Genomic DNA, 19093 nt, shown 5'->3' on the forward strand with positions numbered 1-19093 from the left:
ATAGGAATTGAGGAGATATTCGTGAAAAAATCATATTTCAATAAGGAATATTTTAAGAGTAAAATATTTAAGAAATTATTTGCATCATATATCATGATAATACTATCGTTGTTTTTATTATATACAGCAGTTATTGTATTTGAGACGATTAATATTAATAAAGAGAGACAGAGCCAATATTATAACTTAAAAGTGCAGGAACTTGCTAATGTTTTAGATCTTCAGTTTGTAGAGGCAGATATTATTGTTTCAAATATTAACTCATCGGATGTAATTAGGCAGTTTAGCAGGGATGTTAATAATAATGCGAATATTAATACATATGACGTTATATCTGAAATTAAGAATTATACAATTTCAAGCTATAATTTGAATATATATGACACTGTCTTGTTTTTAAATGGATTTAATAAGGCATATTCTAGTATTCAGACATATAATTTAGATAAAACGAATGATGATTATGATCAATATAAGGCCTCGAAAATTAGCACGATGACACTTGATAATTTATTTTCGCTTTCTAACACATCTACCGTCTTTAACAAGGAGTGGATAATCTATACAGGCGGCTTCAATTCTGTCCTAAATCAAGGAAGAGTATGTGTACTTTTTGATAAAAATAGTATTTCAAATAGTGTGAAGAATATTATTGGAAATGATACTAATATTAGGTTTTGCTTTAATGATGAACAGATGTTTTCCAGTGGGCAGGTGAAGAATCAAGTTATATTTGAAAAAAAATCATTTGTAAATAATGATATTATATATAAAATTGTAGTGGATAGTGGGAATCTTAAGGTAAGTGGGAATTTGTATATGATAGTTGCAATCAGTCTTGCAATTATATTGTGTATTGGATTTATAATAATCTCATTATATCTATCAAATAAGTATTACCAACCATTTGGTAATATTGAAAGAATAATCGATAATCAGCGTCAAAGTGATCAAAATAGTAATGAGCTTGAAAATATTATTTCGGGAATTGAAAATCTAATTGGTGAGCGCAACGGTTATATGGAAAAAATGGTTATGATTAAGCCATATGTGCAGCAGGGTATGATTCATGGAATGCTAAATGGCAATTTAGAACCAGAAAAATTAGATGTATTATTTAAAAAAGAGTATATGGTACTCCAAAAACCATACTTCCTTTTGTCTGTAATTAATATTGCATACGTGGGTAACGATGTATACGATAAACAGCAATGTAAACGTATCAATGCTATTATTTCAGATATATCAAAAGAATATTCTACAGAAGATATCAATATTGCGTTATATGACAACGACCTTTTTAACACATTTGTAATAATAAATAGTAACATAAACGAGAATTTGGATAAGTTATATTATGAACTATTTGAGAGGATTGTAAAACGAATTGATAATGATGATTACGTAATTACAGTTGGTGTGGATGAAATAAGAGAAGATATATCACAATTATCAGAAGCATGTAATAATGCAATTAAAACACTTGGGAGCATGGTTGTAGGTGGCCGTGGTTCAGTATATTTCTATGAAAAAGAGACGAAAGCGGACAAGCAAAAATATTACTTTCCGAAAGACGCATTGAACAGGATTACGAAGGCATTAAAAGAAAGAAATTTGGATGATATTAAAAAGTTCTTACTAGAGATATTAGATTCGAATACGAAGAAATATGATATATCGCCCAATACGATCCAACTTCTGATTGATGAGGTACATATTACAACAATAAAGGCACTAAAAAACGTTGATTCATTTAATATGATAGATTTTAGTATTGAAAAAATCAAAACGGTAGCAACATTAGATGAAGTTTTGAATTATTATTATGCAATATATGAGACGATTAGTAAGAAGCTTACGGATATAGCTACACCCAAAAAGGATATTGGGGTACTAGATAAGAGTATAATCACATGCATTGATACTCAGTATACGGATTGTGAAATGTCATTACAGTATTTAACAGAAAAGTTTGGAGTAAGCAATAAGTATATTTCAATCGTATGTAAAAAATATTTCGAAATGACATATTTACAATATTTACAAGAGAAGAGAATTGATTATGCAATTTCACTTATGATATCAACACAGTATTCATTGGAACAGATTGCAAAAATGAGCGGTTACACAAATTTACTTACTTTTAGACGTAATTTTAAATCGGTTAAAGGGATTAATCCAAGTGAATTCATCGAAAAAAGGGTGTGTGAAAAGCTATGAAAAATGTTAAAAAATATGCAACTTATGTATTATGTGTTGCATTTGGGTGTATAGGAATTACAAGTTGTGCGAAAAGTACTACTGAAAAAGAGAAAGTAGAAATAAGTATTTTGGCTAAAAATTCATGGTATAGCAATGTTGATTATGCAGATTCACAAATTGTAAATACTGTTATTCAAAATTCTGGATATAGTGTTAATTGGAAGCTGAATGCACCCTCTAACTATTATGATACGGTGAGACCTTTATTGTTACAGCAAAAAAGCTATCTTGCAGATATTATACAAGTCCCTGATTTGGATGCAAATGCGGATTATATTAATACAGGTAATTTTATCAAACTGGATGAATATTTGGATTATATGCCTAACTTCAAAAAATATTTAGAAGAAGATCCTGCAATTAAAGCATCGCTTAAAGCAGAGGATGGTCATATATATTATGTTCCTCAAACAGTGCACACGCAAAACTATCAACCGTGCATCATGTATAATATGGAATGGCTTGACAAATTAGGACTTGAGGTGCCAACAACTTTAGATGAATTTGTGCAAGTGTTAAGAGCCTTTAAGGCAAATGATATGAATGGAAACAAGATTGCTGACGAGATACCTTTAAGCATAACGGCGGATTTTTTACCATATATGTTTGGACCAGCATTTGGCATTGAGCTTGTAAATGGATTTTATGCGGATGAAATGGGTGTAGTTCACTATTCATATTGTGAAGATGAAAATTATAAAGCATATTTAAAATTTCTAAACCAATTATATAATGAAGGCCTTTTGGAATCCGATTTTAGTTCTCTTACAAGAGATAATATAATGCAGAGATGCAAAAATAATCAAACCGGCATAATATTTGATTTCAGTTGGCAGATGTCATCACTATATTCGGCACAGTATTCGCAATATGATGGAAGCAATCCTATATTTTATGGTGCACAACCATTATCAGGGAAATATCAAGGTTACTACATAGGTAGAAATGAAATAAGCGGGTTATTCGGAGTTATGACAAGTAGTGATAAGATTATTGATTCGGTAAAACTTTTGGACTATATTATGAGCGAGGACGCGCAGAAACTTTATTGTTGGGGAATTGAAGGAGAAAGCTATATTGTAAATGATAATGGAGAAAAAGAGTTTACCGAAAAGGCATCAGATGATACTTGGCTTCAAAAGCTCGGAATCAATCCAGTGTGTATGCCTTCGAGACAATCTGTAGCGGCAGTGGATGCACATCTTCCAAATTGGCATAGTGATGTTGATAAACAACTTGTTACATATATAAGAAAACCATTTCCGTTTATTTTTGCGACATCAGCTGAAACAGAGATCGATCATGGATATACGAATTATATAGCACAATACGTTTCACAGGAAGGTATTGGATTCATTACCGGAAAATTGAGCTTGGATTCATTTGATTTGTATCTAACTACCTTAAAAAGTATGAATATAGATGCGGTTATCAGAGTAAAACAAGCACAGTATGATCGATACGTAAAAGCATATAATTAATTTATAAAATGTTTCGTATTAATTTCGAATTTATTGTGAATTACTATATATGGAGCTATTGCGGCACTTTAATAAAAAGAGTATAATAAGCCCTAAGCGTAAAATTTGACGTTGATTGTCATGTATATTCATACATATTTTGAGAAAGGAAGTTTTATAAATGACAAAAATAGATATTATTTCAGGGTTTCTAGGGGCAGGAAAAACAACTCTAATTAAAAAATTATTAGGTGAAGCATTGAGTGGAGAACAGGTTGTTCTTATAGAAAATGAATTCGGAGAGATCGGAATTGATGGAGGTTTTCTTCGCGATGCAGGCGTTGAAATCAGAGAAATGAATTCTGGTTGTATCTGTTGTTCTTTAGTTGGAGATTTTGGTACTTCGTTGAAGGAAGTTATAGATAAATATCATCCAGATAGAATTATTATTGAACCATCAGGCGTTGGTAAGCTTTCAGATGTTATCCAGGCCGTTAAAGATCTTCATATGGAAGATGAAATTCAATTAAATAGTGCATGTGCGGTAGTGGATGCCTTGAAGTGTAAAGTTTACATGAAGAATTTTGGCGAATTTTTTAATAATCAGATTGAGAATGCTAACACAATTGTTCTAAGCAGAACTCAGAATGAAAATGAAGAAAAGCTTGAAAAGTGTATTGAAATGATTAGACAACTGAATGCGAAAGCGCATATAATTACAACTCCTTGGGATGCTTTAGAAGGTAATCAAATCCTTGCAGCTATGGAAAATGCTACGAATCTTGAGCTTGAATTATTGAACGATTATAAAGCGCATGACCATGAAGAGCACGAACATAAACATCACGATGGAGAATGTGGTTGTGGGCATGACCATGAAGAGCACGAACATAAACATCACGATGGAGAATGTGGTTGTGGGCATGACCATGAAGCGCATGACCATGAAGAGCACGAACATAAACATCACGATGGAGAATGCGGTTGTGGACATGACCATGAAGAACATGACCATGAAGAACACGAACATCACGATGGAGAATGTGGCTGTGGACATGATCACGAAGCACACGAACATAAACACCACGATGGAAAATGTGGCTGTGGCCATGACCATAATGAACATGAGCACCATCATCATGATGCCGATGAAGTTTTTAATAGCTGGGGAGTTGAAACTCCTAATAAGTATGAAAAAGAAGAACTAAATAAAATACTTGAAGCACTTGCAAATACACATGAATATGGACAGGTATTACGTTCAAAAGGTATGGTTCCACAAAAAGATGGAAGCTGGATGTATTTTGATCTTGTACCTGGTGAATATGAAATTCGCGAAGGAAAACCTGATTATACAGGACGAATCTGTGTAATTGGTGCTAATCTTGAAGAAGATAAGTTGAAAGTACTTTTTAGTATTATATAAGGCTTTATATAAAAGTTATTTAGTTTTAATCAAGCGTATAAACCAGTAGCGAAGCGGATCGGGAATATGTTATTTTAAAGTACGATAAGCATAATGTTATATAGATGGGAGTAATATGGACCAGAATTACGAAATACCAGTGTTTCTAATTAATGGATTTTTAGATGGTGGTAAGACAACATTTATATCTGAGACTATTGATCAAGGACAATTTGATGAAGCAAAAAATAAGTTATTGATAATTTGCGAAGAAGGTGAAAAAGAGTATGATGAGGATATGCTTAAAAAGCATGAGATATCAATGATTACTCTTACAAAAGAAGAATTCACACAGGAAAAACTTCAAGAATTGGATGAAAAGTATGATCCTTGGTTAATTATTATAGAGTATAACGGAATGTGGGAAAAGACACTGTTCGATGATATGAAAAAGCCATTTGGATGGATGGTATATCAAAACATTGCAATAGTAAATGCAGAGACGTTTGAGCTTACTTGGAATAATATGAAATCACTAGCAATTGAAACAATCAAAGATGCAGAAATGGTTATATTTAATAGATGTAAGTCAGGAATGAATCTTGGAAGTTATAGAAGAAGTATTAAGGTCTTGAATCAAGCGGCACAGATTGCGTTTGAAGATGAAAGTGGAGAAATGGTAGCTACATCAGAACAGCTTCCATACGATATAGATGCAGAAATCATTGAAGTAGATGATTCGGATTATGGAATTTGGTATATGGATGTATCTGAGCGACCAGAAGTCTATGAAAATAAAATTGTAAAATTTAAGGGACAGGTATATAAGAGTAAGAAATTCCCACACAAGTCATTTATTCCAGGAAGAAAAGCTATGACATGTTGTGCTGATGATACAGCATTTATTGGATATGTCTGCATCTTTAAAGATTCAGATTCAATAACAAATAGACAATGGGTCAGTGTTGAAGCGACAATTAAGTATGAGTTTCAGAAATCATACGGAAAAAAAGGTCCTGTGCTTTATGCAAAACAAGTAGTTGCTGCAGAACCTGCAAAAGATGAATTAGTATATTTTTAAATGGTATAATTAAAAGAATGTTAATGTTGAAACAAAGTAGTTGAATTTTATCATAAAATGAAACCGCACAAATATAATCTAATATATGCGTTATAATCTGTAATGGAGAGGACATATGTTAAATTATTTGTGGGGTTTTTTGATTATTATAGGCGTCGTATATGCGGCACTTACAGGCCATATGGCGGAAGTTACCAATGGAGCCTTAGATTCATCCAAAGAAGCTGTTTCTATATGCATTACAATGCTTGGTGTTATGTCTCTATGGACGGGACTTATGCAGATTGCTAAGAAAGCAGGCATTATTTCTTCGTGTACGAGAAAAATACGTCCATTACTTAAGTGGCTTTTCCCAGACGTTCCGCAAGACAACCCAGCAATAGAATATATAGCAACTAATCTGATAGCTGATTTTTTGGGACTAGGATGGGCGTCTACGCCTGCGGGTCTTAAAGCTATAAAAGAATTAGCGAAGCTAAATAAAAAAGATGTACACACGGCGTCTGATGCTATGTGTACATTTCTTATTATTAATATTGCATCTATTCAATTAATTCCGGTTAACATAATAGCATACCGAAGTCAGTATGGATCGGTTAATCCTGCAGCGATAATCGTACCTGGTATGATTGCAACAACGATATCTACAATTGTGGCAATCATTTTTTGCAAAATAAAATGTCATAAGTCAAAGAGAATCGTTAAATAAACATTATTTCCATTCTTTAAAGCTAATATTTAAATCAACTTTTCCAGTAATTCCATCAACGATACCAGACTGTGAGTATTGCCACATACTAATGTTATATGGAAAATATAGTGAGGTGTCATAACTAGCATACCATTTTTCGTAAGAATTCAGTTTATCTAAATTGAGTTTTGATACATAACATTTCAGATTGGAATAAATCATTGGTGTATATCCCGCTGATTTTATTTTTTCACAGAAGGCAATGCATATATTGGTAAGTTCTTCAGCCGTCAGGTTCTGCTGTCTGAAGGTATCATTAATAATTTCTTCTACGTCAACTACGATTGGGTAGTTCACGTTGTATCCTTTAATTTGATCTAATACATATTGGGCTTCCTCGATGGCTTCAGTTGTATTGATTGCTTGTGAATAGAAATACACACCGATGTCAAGACCAGCGCTGCTGGCACCTTGAATGTTTTGCTTAAAGGTGGAATCTTCGATGATTATACCAGTGCCATAGCTACGATATCCAGTACGCAAAAATGCATATTCAACATTGGAATTTTTCACTTTTGTCCAGTCGATATTGCCTTGATATTTTGAAACATCAATTCCTTTATGCGATATTACAGTACCGTTTTCCGAATATGTAAGTTCTTTATTTGTATCAACTAAAATGTTTTCCGATTTAAGATCGTTTTTTGGGACTGAGTCCAAAATCGAAGCAAATATGTATTTATCGGTATCATAGTAAACTATATTTTCGGGATATAAGCTTCTTATAAGAGAAAGTGAGGACGTCCCGCTAGAAAGCTTTGATTTTATATCAGCTAACATGTCTTCTCTAACATTTGCTGTTGAAGTATCAATGTAGGAACCTAGTTCCTCATTTGTATAACTTGTAACCTTATTTGAGGTTACAATAGATTCTAGCTTGTGGTAATTAATAAAAATAGTAGCGCCGAGAGAAATAAGTATAATTATACTAATAGTAGAAATAATAATTTTGCGTTTTTTAGTAGAATGTGGTTTGGTTTTCATTTTATTTTCAGCTCCAATCTGCTTTCTTTAACTAAAATACTATAGGAGTTATAGGAATAAGTCAAATCTTATTCGTAATTTATTACAAAAAGTTTTATTTTATAAAATATATTATTTTGAAAGGAAGATATATTATGAATCGTTTGGTTTATATGTCTCAATTTATCATACCTCTTGTAATATTCTACATAGTTGGCTATGGGATGCTAAATAAAACGAATGTATATGATGATTTCGTAGAAGGTGCAAAAGATGGCATGAAAACGGTAATTGGAATTATGCCAACACTTATCGGACTTATGGTTGCAGTGGGGATTTTGAGATCATCTGGATTCCTTAACTTTTTGGCACATGAGTTACAGTATATTACTGATAAAATCTCATTTCCAGCACCACTGGTGCCAGTTATTCTTATGAGAATGTTTTCTTCTTCGGCTGCGACGGGACTGACACTTGATATTTTTAAGGAGTATGGGACGGATTCCTATATTGGTTTATTGACTTCTATTATTATGAGTTGTACAGAAGCAGTTTTTTATGTAATGTCAGTATATTTTATTGCGGCTGGTGTGAAAAAAACTAGGTGGACATTACCCGGGGCATTACTTGCAACAGTTGCGGGTATTGTTGCAAGCGTCGTTATAACAAAGATGATTGTTTAATATATTTAGCAGAAGGCCTTAAAATAGGGATAATTTAAGGAATAAAATAAGTATTTTATAAAAATATAAAAACTTTCTAAAGGAAATCACTAATTAGTTGATTAGTATTTTTATTAATGTTACAATAATACCCATGTCTTGACAATTATTTTAAAATCGTTTAATACATAATATGTAAAATAGAAGACGCAGTATTAAAAACATCAAAATAAAGCATAATATAATAGGAAGATTATCAGCGGAGGAATTAGTATATGAAAAAAACTAAAATAATATGTACACTTGGTCCAGCAACGGACAGTAAAGAGAATCTGATCAGCCTTATAAAAGAAGGCATGGATGTTGCAAGATTTAATTTTTCCCATGGCACGCATGAAGAGCATGCAGCAAGATTAAACCAACTCAAAGAAAGTAGAAAAGAATTAAATTGTTATGTAGCAGCACTTTTGGATACAAAAGGACCTGAAATCCGTATAAAACAGTTTGATGCTGGAAAAATCGAATTAGTAAAAGGTCAAGAATTTACATTAACAGCAAGAGAAGTAGTGGGGACAGAACAAATTGTATCCATTACATTCGCAGATTTATATAAGGATGTAAAAATAGGAACACGAATTTTGGTTGATGACGGTTTGATAGAACTTCAGGTGTTAAGATTTTCAGGCGTGGATATGGTATGCCAAGTTTTAAACGGAGGAACTATCTCAAATAATAAAGGGATTAATGTCCCAGGAATCAGTTTGTCTATGCCATATTTGAGTGCAAAAGATAGAAGTGATATCATTTTTGGAATAAAAAATGATTTTGATTTTATTGCAGCATCATTTGTAAGAGAAGCCGCTGATATTCATCAGATAAGAAAAATTCTCGAAGAAAATGGTAGCAAAGATATTCACATTATTGCTAAGATAGAAAATACGCAGGGAATTCAGAACATAGACGAAATAATAGGGGCTGCTGATGGCATAATGATAGCAAGAGGTGACATGGGAGTTGAAATACCTTGTGAAGATGTTCCTGTAATTCAAAAGATGATTATTAAGAAAGTATATGAAGCAGGAAAGATCGTTATTACTGCAACTCAGATGCTTGATTCAATGATGAAAAATCCAAGACCTACTAGGGCAGAGGCAGCCGATGTTGCAAATGCTATATATGATGGCACTAGTGCAATTATGCTATCAGGCGAAACTGCAGCAGGATTATACCCAATCGAAGCTTTGCAAACAATGGTTAAAATCGCTAACAAGGCAGAAGCAGATATCGATTACAGAAAACGATTTTTTGACCATAAAAGAAAAGAAAATCCTGATATTACGGATGCTATTTCACATGCAACCTGTACAACTGCTCATGATCTTAATGCTGCGGCAATCGTTACAGTTACAAAATCAGGTAAATCAGCAAGAATGATTTCAAGATATAGACCAGCATGTGACATAATAGGATGCTCTACTGAACCTAAAGTATGCAGACAATTGAATCTTTCATGGGGGGTTACTCCAGTAATCGTTGAGGAAATGAATGATGTGTTTGAATTGTTTAAACATTCAATAGAAAAGTCAAAGAAGAATAAATATTTAACATCTGGAGAAGTTGTCGTAATAACATCAGGAGTTCCAATTGGCATTTCTGGAACAACAAACATGATTAAGGTTGAGGTTGTTTCTTAATTTTAGATACAAAGGGTCTTTTGCTCCATAGATAATTACGCATCTATGGAGCAAAAGACCTATTTTTTTACAAATTTATCAACTTATCTACAATTGTACATAAGCCTTCAACGATTGCAGCAGCAGATTATGAAGTTCGGATGGGATAATAAGAATTAATATAGAAAAGGATATTTGGCTAATTCACCAAATATCCTTTTTCATTAAGTTCTTTTTCAATTATATCAAGATCATTTTCAGTATCGGCTTCCACAGTATGATAGTGGCGCCCATCAGTAAGATTCTTTAATGGTTTTGTTTTGCTATCTTTTAATTTTTGCAAGAATTCTTTAATATCTCGTCTTGAAGCGATAATTAGATCAACCGTAATCTGTCCATAAATATCATGTTCGATAACAACATCAAGCACTTTACCATTATTATCAACAATAATTTCAAGTTCCTCTGCTATCTGTTCATCGGTATGCGTTACATAATAACTGCGTTTGAATCGTTTGCTTTCATCACTATAGAGAATATAACCCTTGTTAGTAGACAAAATACTCTTGTTAACTGCACGTAAAAGTGCGATATCTTGAACAATTATTTGCCTGCTTACATTGAGCATTTCGGATAAATCATTTCCGGTGATAGCCCTATCTCTTGTAGTTAAAATATCTATTATTTTTTTTCTCCTAGAATCGCCTTCCATGTTATATCCATCCTCTCTAAGCATATTGATCTCTCTCATCTTAGAATATTTCTCGGATATTTGCAATATAAAAAATAGTTATCACAGGATTGGAATTCTTATATGTGAGTACTTGGACTATGATATGAGGAGGTATTTGAAGATTTGCTTGAAGCGTTATCGGAAGAGCTATTTGAGGTATTACTCGATAATTTACCTGAGCCACCATTTGAAGCGTTACTCGAAAATTTATCTGATCCACCAGTTAAAGCGTTACTCGACAATCTATCTGATGCGCTAGTTGAAGTCTTACCGGACGCTTCACCTGCAGCTTTTGCGGCTACATGTGGAATTCCAAATTGATACAAATCATTATACTGTGATGCCGAATCGGTTTCATTGCTTCCTTGTGGGATTAAGCCAGTACATTCAGAAGCGGAAGAAGTACCAGCCATATCTAAATAATCTTCGTCAGTAAAATATTCATTATTTTTCTTTTTATCTTTTTCATTCATAATAATTAGACACCTTTCTCTATTCGATTTTTGATAACCACAAATTTTAGATTTATGCATATTTATAGTTTGCCACGGGATGGCGGTTCTATTCAAAAGTCATTTTTAATATTGTAAATATATTTTTACCATTTATATGGAAATAACTTGAAATAAAAACAACAATGTTATAAACTTAAGCAAGACAAGGTATTGGGGAATACATTGCGATTGGGGTAGGTGTTTTAGAGTTAGGTGTTATTGTTAATAGCAGTTATTATTCGTTGCAGATTCCCATGTGAGTCTGCTATTTTTTATGGAAAATGGATTGTTATGGTTTGCCATAACGGATGTAGTCCTAACCTAGAGAGGGAATGCGAGGCAAATGAAATAGAAAATAAGGGAGAGAAGAGATGACGAAGGAAAAATTACTAGCGCAAGGGAATACAGCTGAAATATATATTTATTCAGCAGATAAAGTCATAAAACTATTTAGAAAAAATATGCCGTATGTAGCGTGTGAAAGCGAGTATTACATTACAAGTAATGTATATCAATCATTAAAAACATGTCCGAAAGTATATGAACAAATAGATGTAGATGACAGAAATGGTATTGTTTATGAAAGAATAGTTGGAAAAACATTGCTAAATCTAATGTTATTGAAAATGTGGAAATCTAAGCAAATGGCGAAGCAAATGGCACAGTATCACGTTGATATTCAAAAGGAAGTGACATTTGAACTCCCTAGTGTGCACAATAAATTAAAGATTGATATCAGTGCTGTTGTTGAATTAGAACAAAAAGAGAAAGATGTTTTATACGAATACATAGATAAACTTCCACGCGGTAATCTTTTGTGCCACTTCGACTTTCATCCAGGAAATATTATTATGCGTGATAATCAGGCAGTGGTAATAGATTGGATGACTGCATGTAGGGGTGATAAGTTATCAGACGTTGCAAGAACGGGAGTTATGTTGAAATACGCAGATATTCCAATAAAATCAAAGATATTAAAGAAAATAATGCGGAAATTTCAAAATAGAATCTGTCAGGAATATCTGAAAGAATATATTTCTATTACTGGCGCACAAATTGCAGAAATAGAAAAATGGGAGTACCCAATAATGGCTGCACGACTTCGAGAGTGGGTACCTAAAAGCGAAAAGCAGGTATTACTGAAGTTTGTTCGGGAGTACGGGAAAAGAGCTTAACAGAGGGATGATAACGAATGAAGTGACATAATATGGCGTATGATAATGATAAATTGGAGGGGATTATATGATCAAAGTAACTCCACTGGAAATTAAGGAAGTGCTAGTCCTGGAGTATGAGGAGTATGAAGATAGCCGTGGGTTAAGCGTCTCGACTTTCTCAAAGAAGGAGTTGGAAAAAGTTGGTATTGTCACAGAATTTCTAGAAGAAAATATATATTGTCCCCAAAAAGCTGGAACATTATATGGAATTCATTTTCAAAATAAGCCAGTGGAACAGACAAAACTGTTATATTGCATGAAGGGCAGAGGCCTTGACTTTGCAATAGATTTACGAAGAGATTCTAATACCTATAAAAAGTGGGTATGTGTTGAATTGTCGTCGGATAACAGAAAACAGATATACATACCAAAAGGCTTTGGACATGCTTTTTTATCACTTGAGGATAATACTACAGTTGTAATGAAGATTGATAATTATTTTCACCCGGATTATAGAAAAGGGATTGTGTGGAATGATCCTGAATTAAATGTAGAATTTCCGATAGAAAATCCTATACTTGCACAACATGATGTCGATGCACCATTTTTAAAAGATAGTGGGTGTAATCTGTAGTAAATTAGCGAGTGCACAAAGATATTTGTTGTGTAATACTACTGTTCTATTAATATTTTAGGTTAAGGGGGATTTAGACTTTATGAAATGGAAATGTTTAAATAGCGAATATCTAGTCAATTCAAAATGGTTAAAAGTAAGAAGAGATGAAGTGCAATTGCCCAATGGAACGATCATGGATGATTATTTTGTGATAGAAAAAAAGAATGTTGCCTTGATAGTTGCGATGGATAAAGATAAAAGTGTGATTTTAAAAAAGGAATATAGATATGCTATTGATAAAGAACTTATTGAGATACCAGGTGGTACATATGATAATGATTCTGATAATCCCCTGGACGTTGCAAAAAGGGAATTACGTGAGGAAACAGGCTATAAATCTGATAATTGGGAGTGCTTAGGCACTTTATTTGATTATCCAACCAAGGACACCAATACGATTAGTCTTTATCTGGCTAAGAATATTTATAAAGTAGGTGAGCAGGAGTTAGATATATCAGAGGATATTACATTTGATTTTGTTCCAATTAAGGAAGCTATTCAGATGTGTGTAGAAAATCAAATATGCGTTAGTGGTTCTGTTGCAGCATTAATGAAGGTATTTTATCAAATGTAATAGAGCGAATGAGGGGGAGTAGAAAAAATGGATGAAATAATGCAGATAGTGTATCAGGCAAAAGAATATCTGACATTGGGAATCGCAGCAGTCATATTAGCAGCAGTTGTTTTCGTTATTTTATATTATATAATATATAGAAAAATCATGAAGGGTACGAAAAAACTGTCGAATAGGAAAATACTAATAAGTGCAGTGTTTATCTGTTATATTATGGTGGTCTTCGGGGCCACGTTGCTTGGCAGACGAAGTTCTTCTTGGAACAATGCTAACATTAATTTTCAATTATTCAGCTCTTATAGGGCGGCGTGGAACCATGCTTCATCTATAGAGTGGCGAAATATTATATTGAATATTTTGATGTTTGTTCCATTGGGCTTCCTACTTCCACTTTGGTCAAAGCGTTTTAAAGTTATTTGGAAAACGTATCTTTCAGGATTGCTGCTGACTGTATTAATTGAGGGGATACAGTTATTTGCTAAAAGTGGAATCTCTGAGATTGATGATATTTTTAATAATACAATTGGTACTGTAATAGGATATGGTTTGGTGATGCTAGTCCTTGCAATTTTTAAGGGAAAAAATAATAAGCATTCTATTTGGAAAATTATTTCTATGCAGTTACCATTAATAGTAACGGTTATAGGATTTGCATGTATCTTTATAGTATATCAGCATCAGGAATATGGAAACTTAAGCGAGAATTATAATTACAAGGTGAATATGTCAAAGGCGAAATATTCAGTCAATACAGTATTATCGAAACAAGAGAAATCGGGAGACATTTACAATACAAAGATAGGAAATTTCTCCGAAACACTTGAGTTTGCTAATGAATTTTTTGCTAAACTGAATACCAGTGTAAATGAATCAAAGAATGATATATTTGAATATGCGGCTATTTTTCACTCAATGGATGGAAATTATTCTCTCTCCGTGGATTATGTAGGATTTAAGATCGGTTTTACAGATTTTGATGAAATACAGGTAAACGAAAAAATGGAATGTGATTTTGAAACTGTCAAGAAAGCACTTTCATTATATGGAATATCAATTCCAGATAAATCAGAATTTTCAAGGAAAGATGGTGGTACCTATACGATTTCCGTTAAAAAGTACTTAGAAGGAAATACCATAACAGATGGAGAATTGAGATGTATAGTGAATGAGAATGGAAAAATTGCGAGTATTCGCAATAATATAATCGCATATAGCAGGTACAAAAAATGCAATATTATATCTGAGCAGGAGGCATACGAACGAATAAAAGAGGGAAAATTCTTGTATTATAATTCATCTGGCGCTATTAAACAACTGGCGATCCAGTCAGTAGACCTAAGTTATAGAATGGATTCCAAAGGGTATTTTCAGCCGGTATATGAATTTTTGACTTTGGTAAATGGAAGAGAGACAACAATTGTAATCCCATGTATTAAATAATAAATGAATTAATTACAAGGCGACAACTAGAAAGGATATTTTGACATATGAAAAGATTGTATGTTACAGTTTCTAGGTGGGGCATTAGCGGATATAACATCGCTATTGGTAGAGGCGCAGCGAGTATTTGACTTTCTTGAATCAAATGAAAACGAGGTTGATACTACTAGTAGTATTTCTAATGGTAAGGATTTAGATCTGGCATATGAAGAAGGAATTAATATAGAAAGACTTACGTTTGCTTATAAAGATAGAGAGCCTATATTACATAATTTTAATCTACAGATAAAAAATGGTGAAAAGGTTATGCTCGTGGGCGAGTCAGGTTGTGGCAAAAGTACGATACTAAAGGTGCTTATGCGCTTCTATGATCAATCAGAAGGTACAATTAGGATATGTGGTCATAATATCGAAGAATATAGTTTAAAACAGCTGAGAAGTATGATAACATATGTACCACAGGAAAACTATTTGTTTGAAGGCACAGTTATGGAAAATATATTATTTGGAAATCCTTATGTAGATGAAACGATGGCCAAAAATGCTGCGAAAATGGCATATGCACATGATTTTATAAGTGAGATGCCAGACGGATATGATACGATTTTATCTTCTGGTGGAAGGAATCTTTCTGGTGGGCAACGTCAAAGAATTGCAATTGCAAGAGCATTTATGAAAAATTCGCCAATATTACTTATGGATGAACCTTCATCGGCGTTAGATGTTGAGAGCGAAAATAAGATTAATCTAGCAATGAAAAAGCTCATGGGAAACAGAATTGTGATTATGGTAACACATCGAACTTCATCATTTCATGAATTTGATAGAGTATTTGAATTGTAGACTGGCGGCCAGTAGAAATCAATGATGAATTTGTCATTCAAGGTAGAACGTATACGAATGATATGGCACATTAATGCAAGCATGCGGGCTAGCAACTATTTTTATCGGTATTGAAGGAACTCTTTCTGGGATGTTTACCGTGACAAATGGAACCATAGAAACCAGTGGAACCCTTCTATTAATTGGCTCCTTAGTAATTGGCGGATTGATCGGTGAAGTAATCGATTTGGAAGAAAAAATAGACCATTTAGGTGAAAAATTGAAAGTGTTGATAAAAGTACAAAGCGACACCAAATTTGTAGATGGCTTTGTAACCGCAACACTAGTTGTTTGTGTTGGTGCTATGGCAGTTGTCGGTTCCATTCAGGATGGATTAACAGGTGATCCATCAATGCTTTATACCAAAGCCTTATTAGATGGAATTATCGTCTTGATATTCGCATCGGTATTTGGAATAGGAGCGATTTTTTCTGCGATACCGCTTGGTATCTATCAGGGGTTGATAACGTTAGGCGCAGTATTGATAGCGCCCTATCTAACTGGTGCATTAATATCAGAATTATCATATATTGGATCAGCTCTGATTTTTGGAATTGGAATTAATATTTGTTTTGGTAAAAAAATCAAGGTGGGTAATTTGCTGCCGGCATTGCTTGTTCCGGTGGTCTATGAAATTATTATATATTTTATTAGATAAGAACGATTAAACTGATAAGAATAATCAAGTAAGAACTGTTAAATTATAAGAACGATTAAATTTATAAAGACGATTAAATTACAAGAACGATTAAATTTATAAGAATGATTAATGCGATAAGAATGATTAAAGTAATAGCAATTTTTACTTATTTTGAAAGTAAAGGAGATTATTAAATTATGGTTGAACAAGATTATATAACACGTCTCATAAGTGGGAATATTAGAACTATATTAAAACTAGTATTTCAAATTGAGGCAAATCAGGAAGACAATATAGAATTAGAAGATGAGGAGACAGCTCAAAAATATATACGGTTGACCGACTTAATAAATGCTGGAAAAATAAATGAGGCCGAGAACATATTAATAGAAGAATTGGACTATAGTGATATTAAACAATTTGAGATGGCGCTTAAATTCTATTCCTATTTGAATGAAATAGATCAAGATTTTTTGGAAGAATGCAACTACACAAAAAAAGAAATTGTAGAAGGAATCAAGGACATGTCTAAAATGTATGGATATGGTGGTTTGACCACTTCATTTTTAGATATTGATTAATTGAAAAAAATTCAAGTATATATAATCAGTTAAAAAACGAATAGTTGTTTGGAGGATTAATGTAATGAGGGATGCAGAAAAAACAATTAGCAATATAATCGATAAGCAAAAAGTAGCATTTATTAGCTCTGTGGATTCAGAGGGTTTCCCCAATACAAAGGCTATGCTTGCACCACGGAAAAGAGATGGGATTAAAACTATATATTTTACGACCAACACATCTTCAATGCGTGTGGGGCAGTATCGTGTAAATCCTAAAGCGAGTATATATTTTTGTGATAATCGATTTTTTAGAGGGGTTATGCTCAAAGGTACTATTGAAGTGATGGAAGACAAGCTAACTAAGGATATGATATGGAAAATTGGTGATAGAATGTATTATCCAAAAGGTGTGACTGATCCGGATTACTGTGTGCTTAAATTTACTGCAATATCGGGTAGATATTATAGCAACTTTAAATCAGAGGAGTTCACGGTTGAGTGAAGTTTTGGTGATGGAAAATAAATCTGAAGTTGAAAGGGGAAAATTTTTATGCAAGATTTATACACAAAACAATTTATGGCGGCATTGAAAGACCATGATACAGAAACTTTAAAAAAGGTACCCAAATCCGACTTACATAATCATTTTGTGCTAGGTGGAAATCGCCAGTATATTAAGAAAATGTCGGGAATTAGTATCCCGTGTCATCAGGGCGTGTTATCCTCTATGCAGGATATGCATGACTGGAATGGCGAATATATTGGTGGGAAATTTGATAGTACGCAGATGAGAAAACTTCTAATTGAAGCGACGTTTGTCCAGGCAAAAGAAGATGGCGTTAAAGTACTTGAAATTGGAGAAGATGTCTGGGGACTAGGAAAGTTCTTTCATAATGATATTGACGAGTTAATTGAAACCTTTCGTAATGCAAATAGTACAATTGCACCAGAGGTAGAATTAAGGATGCAAATTGGTTTGTCAAGACATTGCAAAGTCGACTATCTGATGAAATGTTTGGATCACTTTTGGGGATACAAAGAATTTTATTCCATTGACCTGTATGGAGATGAATTGGCGCAACCAATAGAAAATTTCGTTGAGATTTACAATAAGGCGAAGGATAATGGTTTGAGACTAAAAGCACATATCGGAGAATGGGGAACTGCGCAAGATATTCAAAAAGGAATCGAACTATTAGAACTTGATGAGGTCCAGCACGGGATTGCGGCCGTAGATTCCCAAGGTGTAATACAATATTTAGTTGATCATAATATTAGACTCAACGTAACACCAAGTAGTAATGTGAAGTTAGGTAGAGCTAAAGATATTAAAAATCATCCGATTCAGAAGTTATATCGGGCAGGAGTAAATGTCACAATCAATTCAGATGATATTTTAATATTTGATAGTGATGTATCCAAAGAGTATTTGCGGTTGTATGAAAATGAAACCTTGAAAGCTGAAGAATTAGATGATATTAGGGTAAATGGATTGAAGAAATTATAAGAAAAAAATTAGAGAAGTCGTAAATGCAGAATATTAATTTTATTGTTAGTAATATTTAAGGCTTTATCTTACATAGATAACAAAACTAAAAAGAAATAAGTATCCTGGCCGTCCAACGTCTAGGATGCTTATTTCTCTAAGTTAATTCATATACGAGGGCATCAGCTTTT

The 19093-nt window shown here is 33.2% G+C and carries 19 protein-coding genes; 16 read left to right on the forward strand and 3 right to left on the reverse strand.

What is annotated here, in order from left to right:
• The first annotated feature begins 21 nt into the window (after positions 1-21).
• From BMY18_RS12100 to BMY18_RS12120, 5 genes are all read left to right on the forward strand, one after another.
• A complete protein-coding gene (locus BMY18_RS12100; protein ID WP_092454378.1) occupies positions 22-2220 on the forward strand; it encodes a helix-turn-helix domain-containing protein in 2199 nt (732 codons plus the stop codon).
• Positions 2217-3743: an extracellular solute-binding protein gene (locus BMY18_RS12105; protein WP_092454380.1), complete on the forward strand. Its 1527-nt coding sequence runs from the start codon at positions 2217-2219 to the stop codon at positions 3741-3743. The genes BMY18_RS12100 and BMY18_RS12105 overlap by 4 nt, the downstream gene beginning before the upstream one ends.
• A gap of 160 nt (positions 3744-3903) precedes the next feature.
• Positions 3904-5148 (forward strand): CobW family GTP-binding protein, encoded by a 1245-nt coding sequence (locus BMY18_RS12110; protein WP_092454382.1) that lies wholly within the window; start codon positions 3904-3906, stop codon positions 5146-5148.
• Between the two features lie 115 nt (positions 5149-5263).
• On the forward strand, positions 5264-6208 hold the full coding sequence (locus BMY18_RS12115; protein ID WP_092454384.1) for a TIGR03943 family putative permease subunit: 945 nt from the start codon (positions 5264-5266) through the stop codon (positions 6206-6208).
• A gap of 115 nt (positions 6209-6323) precedes the next feature.
• Positions 6324-6917: a nucleoside recognition domain-containing protein gene (locus BMY18_RS12120; RefSeq protein WP_092454385.1), complete on the forward strand. Its 594-nt coding sequence runs from the start codon at positions 6324-6326 to the stop codon at positions 6915-6917.
• Between the two features lie 3 nt (positions 6918-6920).
• Here BMY18_RS12120 and BMY18_RS12125 read toward each other — a convergent pair whose 3' ends face one another.
• Positions 6921-7943: a glycoside hydrolase family 25 protein gene (locus tag BMY18_RS12125; protein WP_092454387.1), complete on the reverse strand. Its 1023-nt coding sequence runs from the start codon at positions 7941-7943 to the stop codon at positions 6921-6923.
• 134 nt (positions 7944-8077) lie between these two features.
• On the opposite strand from BMY18_RS12125, the gene BMY18_RS12130 reads away from it, so the two are divergent.
• Together BMY18_RS12130 and pyk are read left to right on the forward strand one after the other, a co-directional pair.
• Complete coding sequence (locus BMY18_RS12130) at positions 8078-8605, forward strand: spore maturation protein (RefSeq protein ID WP_092454389.1); 528 nt, start codon at positions 8078-8080, stop codon at positions 8603-8605.
• Between the two features lie 254 nt (positions 8606-8859).
• Positions 8860-10278 carry a pyruvate kinase gene (pyk, locus tag BMY18_RS12135; RefSeq protein WP_092454391.1) on the forward strand — a complete coding sequence of 473 codons (1419 nt, stop codon included), beginning with the start codon at positions 8860-8862 and terminating at the stop codon, positions 10276-10278.
• Between the two features lie 178 nt (positions 10279-10456).
• Here the strand turns inward: pyk and BMY18_RS12140 are convergent, their stop codons facing one another.
• Both BMY18_RS12140 and BMY18_RS12145 read right to left on the reverse strand, forming a co-directional pair.
• Entirely contained in the window at positions 10457-11008 is a 552-nt protein-coding gene (locus BMY18_RS12140) for a transcription repressor NadR (RefSeq protein WP_242941026.1), read from the reverse strand.
• Positions 11009-11067: 59 nt separating this feature from the next.
• On the reverse strand, positions 11068-11463 hold the full coding sequence (locus tag BMY18_RS12145; protein ID WP_092454393.1) for a hypothetical protein: 396 nt from the start codon (positions 11461-11463) through the stop codon (positions 11068-11070).
• Positions 11464-11855: 392 nt separating this feature from the next.
• Between BMY18_RS12145 and BMY18_RS12150 the strand changes: the two genes are divergently transcribed.
• From BMY18_RS12150 to BMY18_RS12190, 9 genes are all read left to right on the forward strand, one after another.
• The gene (locus tag BMY18_RS12150; protein ID WP_092454395.1) at positions 11856-12659 is read left to right on the forward strand and encodes a phosphotransferase; all 804 of its coding nucleotides are present in this window, start codon (positions 11856-11858) and stop codon (positions 12657-12659) included.
• Between the two features lie 67 nt (positions 12660-12726).
• Positions 12727-13275 carry a dTDP-4-dehydrorhamnose 3,5-epimerase gene (gene rfbC / locus BMY18_RS12155; protein WP_092454397.1) on the forward strand — a complete coding sequence of 183 codons (549 nt, stop codon included), beginning with the start codon at positions 12727-12729 and terminating at the stop codon, positions 13273-13275.
• Positions 13276-13357: 82 nt separating this feature from the next.
• Positions 13358-13891 carry an NUDIX hydrolase gene (locus BMY18_RS12160; RefSeq protein WP_092454399.1) on the forward strand — a complete coding sequence of 178 codons (534 nt, stop codon included), beginning with the start codon at positions 13358-13360 and terminating at the stop codon, positions 13889-13891.
• A 27-nt stretch (positions 13892-13918) separates the two neighbouring features.
• Complete coding sequence (locus BMY18_RS12165; RefSeq protein WP_092454401.1) at positions 13919-15331, forward strand: VanZ family protein; 1413 nt, start codon at positions 13919-13921, stop codon at positions 15329-15331.
• 60 nt (positions 15332-15391) lie between these two features.
• Complete coding sequence (locus tag BMY18_RS12170; protein ID WP_092454403.1) at positions 15392-16174, forward strand: ABC transporter ATP-binding protein; 783 nt, start codon at positions 15392-15394, stop codon at positions 16172-16174.
• A gap of 73 nt (positions 16175-16247) precedes the next feature.
• The gene (locus BMY18_RS12175; protein WP_092454405.1) at positions 16248-16871 is read left to right on the forward strand and encodes a DUF554 domain-containing protein; all 624 of its coding nucleotides are present in this window, start codon (positions 16248-16250) and stop codon (positions 16869-16871) included.
• 179 nt (positions 16872-17050) lie between these two features.
• On the forward strand, positions 17051-17434 hold the full coding sequence (locus tag BMY18_RS12180; protein ID WP_092454407.1) for a DUF6483 family protein: 384 nt from the start codon (positions 17051-17053) through the stop codon (positions 17432-17434).
• Positions 17435-17498: 64 nt separating this feature from the next.
• A complete protein-coding gene (locus tag BMY18_RS12185; RefSeq protein WP_092454409.1) occupies positions 17499-17918 on the forward strand; it encodes a pyridoxamine 5'-phosphate oxidase family protein in 420 nt (139 codons plus the stop codon).
• 48 nt (positions 17919-17966) lie between these two features.
• On the forward strand, positions 17967-18923 hold the full coding sequence (locus BMY18_RS12190) for an amidohydrolase family protein (RefSeq protein WP_092454411.1): 957 nt from the start codon (positions 17967-17969) through the stop codon (positions 18921-18923).
• Positions 18924-19093 lie beyond the last annotated feature (170 nt).

Source organism: [Clostridium] fimetarium (assembly GCF_900111235.1).
Classification (GTDB): domain Bacteria; phylum Bacillota; class Clostridia; order Lachnospirales; family Lachnospiraceae; genus Clostridium_N; species Clostridium_N fimetarium.

What these genes read in the sequence shown, in the direction of transcription:
- BMY18_RS12105 (WP_092454380.1), top strand. Translation starts at nt 2,217, where the DNA reads ATGAAAAATGTTAAAAAATATGCAACTTATGTATTATGTGTTGCATTT.
- BMY18_RS12185 (WP_092454409.1), top strand. Translation starts at nt 17,499, where the DNA reads ATGAGGGATGCAGAAAAAACAATTAGCAATATAATCGATAAGCAAAAA.
- BMY18_RS12175 (WP_092454405.1), top strand. Translation starts at nt 16,248, where the DNA reads ATGCAAGCATGCGGGCTAGCAACTATTTTTATCGGTATTGAAGGAACT.
- BMY18_RS12125 (WP_092454387.1), bottom strand. Translation starts at nt 7,943, where the DNA reads ATGAAAACCAAACCACATTCTACTAAAAAACGCAAAATTATTATTTCT.
- BMY18_RS12120 (WP_092454385.1), top strand. Translation starts at nt 6,324, where the DNA reads ATGTTAAATTATTTGTGGGGTTTTTTGATTATTATAGGCGTCGTATAT.
- BMY18_RS12190 (WP_092454411.1), top strand. Translation starts at nt 17,967, where the DNA reads ATGCAAGATTTATACACAAAACAATTTATGGCGGCATTGAAAGACCAT.
- BMY18_RS12150 (WP_092454395.1), top strand. Translation starts at nt 11,856, where the DNA reads ATGACGAAGGAAAAATTACTAGCGCAAGGGAATACAGCTGAAATATAT.
- BMY18_RS12145 (WP_092454393.1), bottom strand. Translation starts at nt 11,463, where the DNA reads ATGAATGAAAAAGATAAAAAGAAAAATAATGAATATTTTACTGACGAA.
- pyk (WP_092454391.1), top strand. Translation starts at nt 8,860, where the DNA reads ATGAAAAAAACTAAAATAATATGTACACTTGGTCCAGCAACGGACAGT.
- BMY18_RS12170 (WP_092454403.1), top strand. Translation starts at nt 15,392, where the DNA reads ATGTTACAGTTTCTAGGTGGGGCATTAGCGGATATAACATCGCTATTG.
- rfbC (WP_092454397.1), top strand. Translation starts at nt 12,727, where the DNA reads ATGATCAAAGTAACTCCACTGGAAATTAAGGAAGTGCTAGTCCTGGAG.
- BMY18_RS12140 (WP_242941026.1), bottom strand. Translation starts at nt 11,008, where the DNA reads ATGAGAGAGATCAATATGCTTAGAGAGGATGGATATAACATGGAAGGC.
- BMY18_RS12130 (WP_092454389.1), top strand. Translation starts at nt 8,078, where the DNA reads ATGAATCGTTTGGTTTATATGTCTCAATTTATCATACCTCTTGTAATA.
- BMY18_RS12160 (WP_092454399.1), top strand. Translation starts at nt 13,358, where the DNA reads ATGAAATGGAAATGTTTAAATAGCGAATATCTAGTCAATTCAAAATGG.
- BMY18_RS12165 (WP_092454401.1), top strand. Translation starts at nt 13,919, where the DNA reads ATGGATGAAATAATGCAGATAGTGTATCAGGCAAAAGAATATCTGACA.
- BMY18_RS12110 (WP_092454382.1), top strand. Translation starts at nt 3,904, where the DNA reads ATGACAAAAATAGATATTATTTCAGGGTTTCTAGGGGCAGGAAAAACA.
- BMY18_RS12180 (WP_092454407.1), top strand. Translation starts at nt 17,051, where the DNA reads ATGGTTGAACAAGATTATATAACACGTCTCATAAGTGGGAATATTAGA.
- BMY18_RS12115 (WP_092454384.1), top strand. Translation starts at nt 5,264, where the DNA reads ATGGACCAGAATTACGAAATACCAGTGTTTCTAATTAATGGATTTTTA.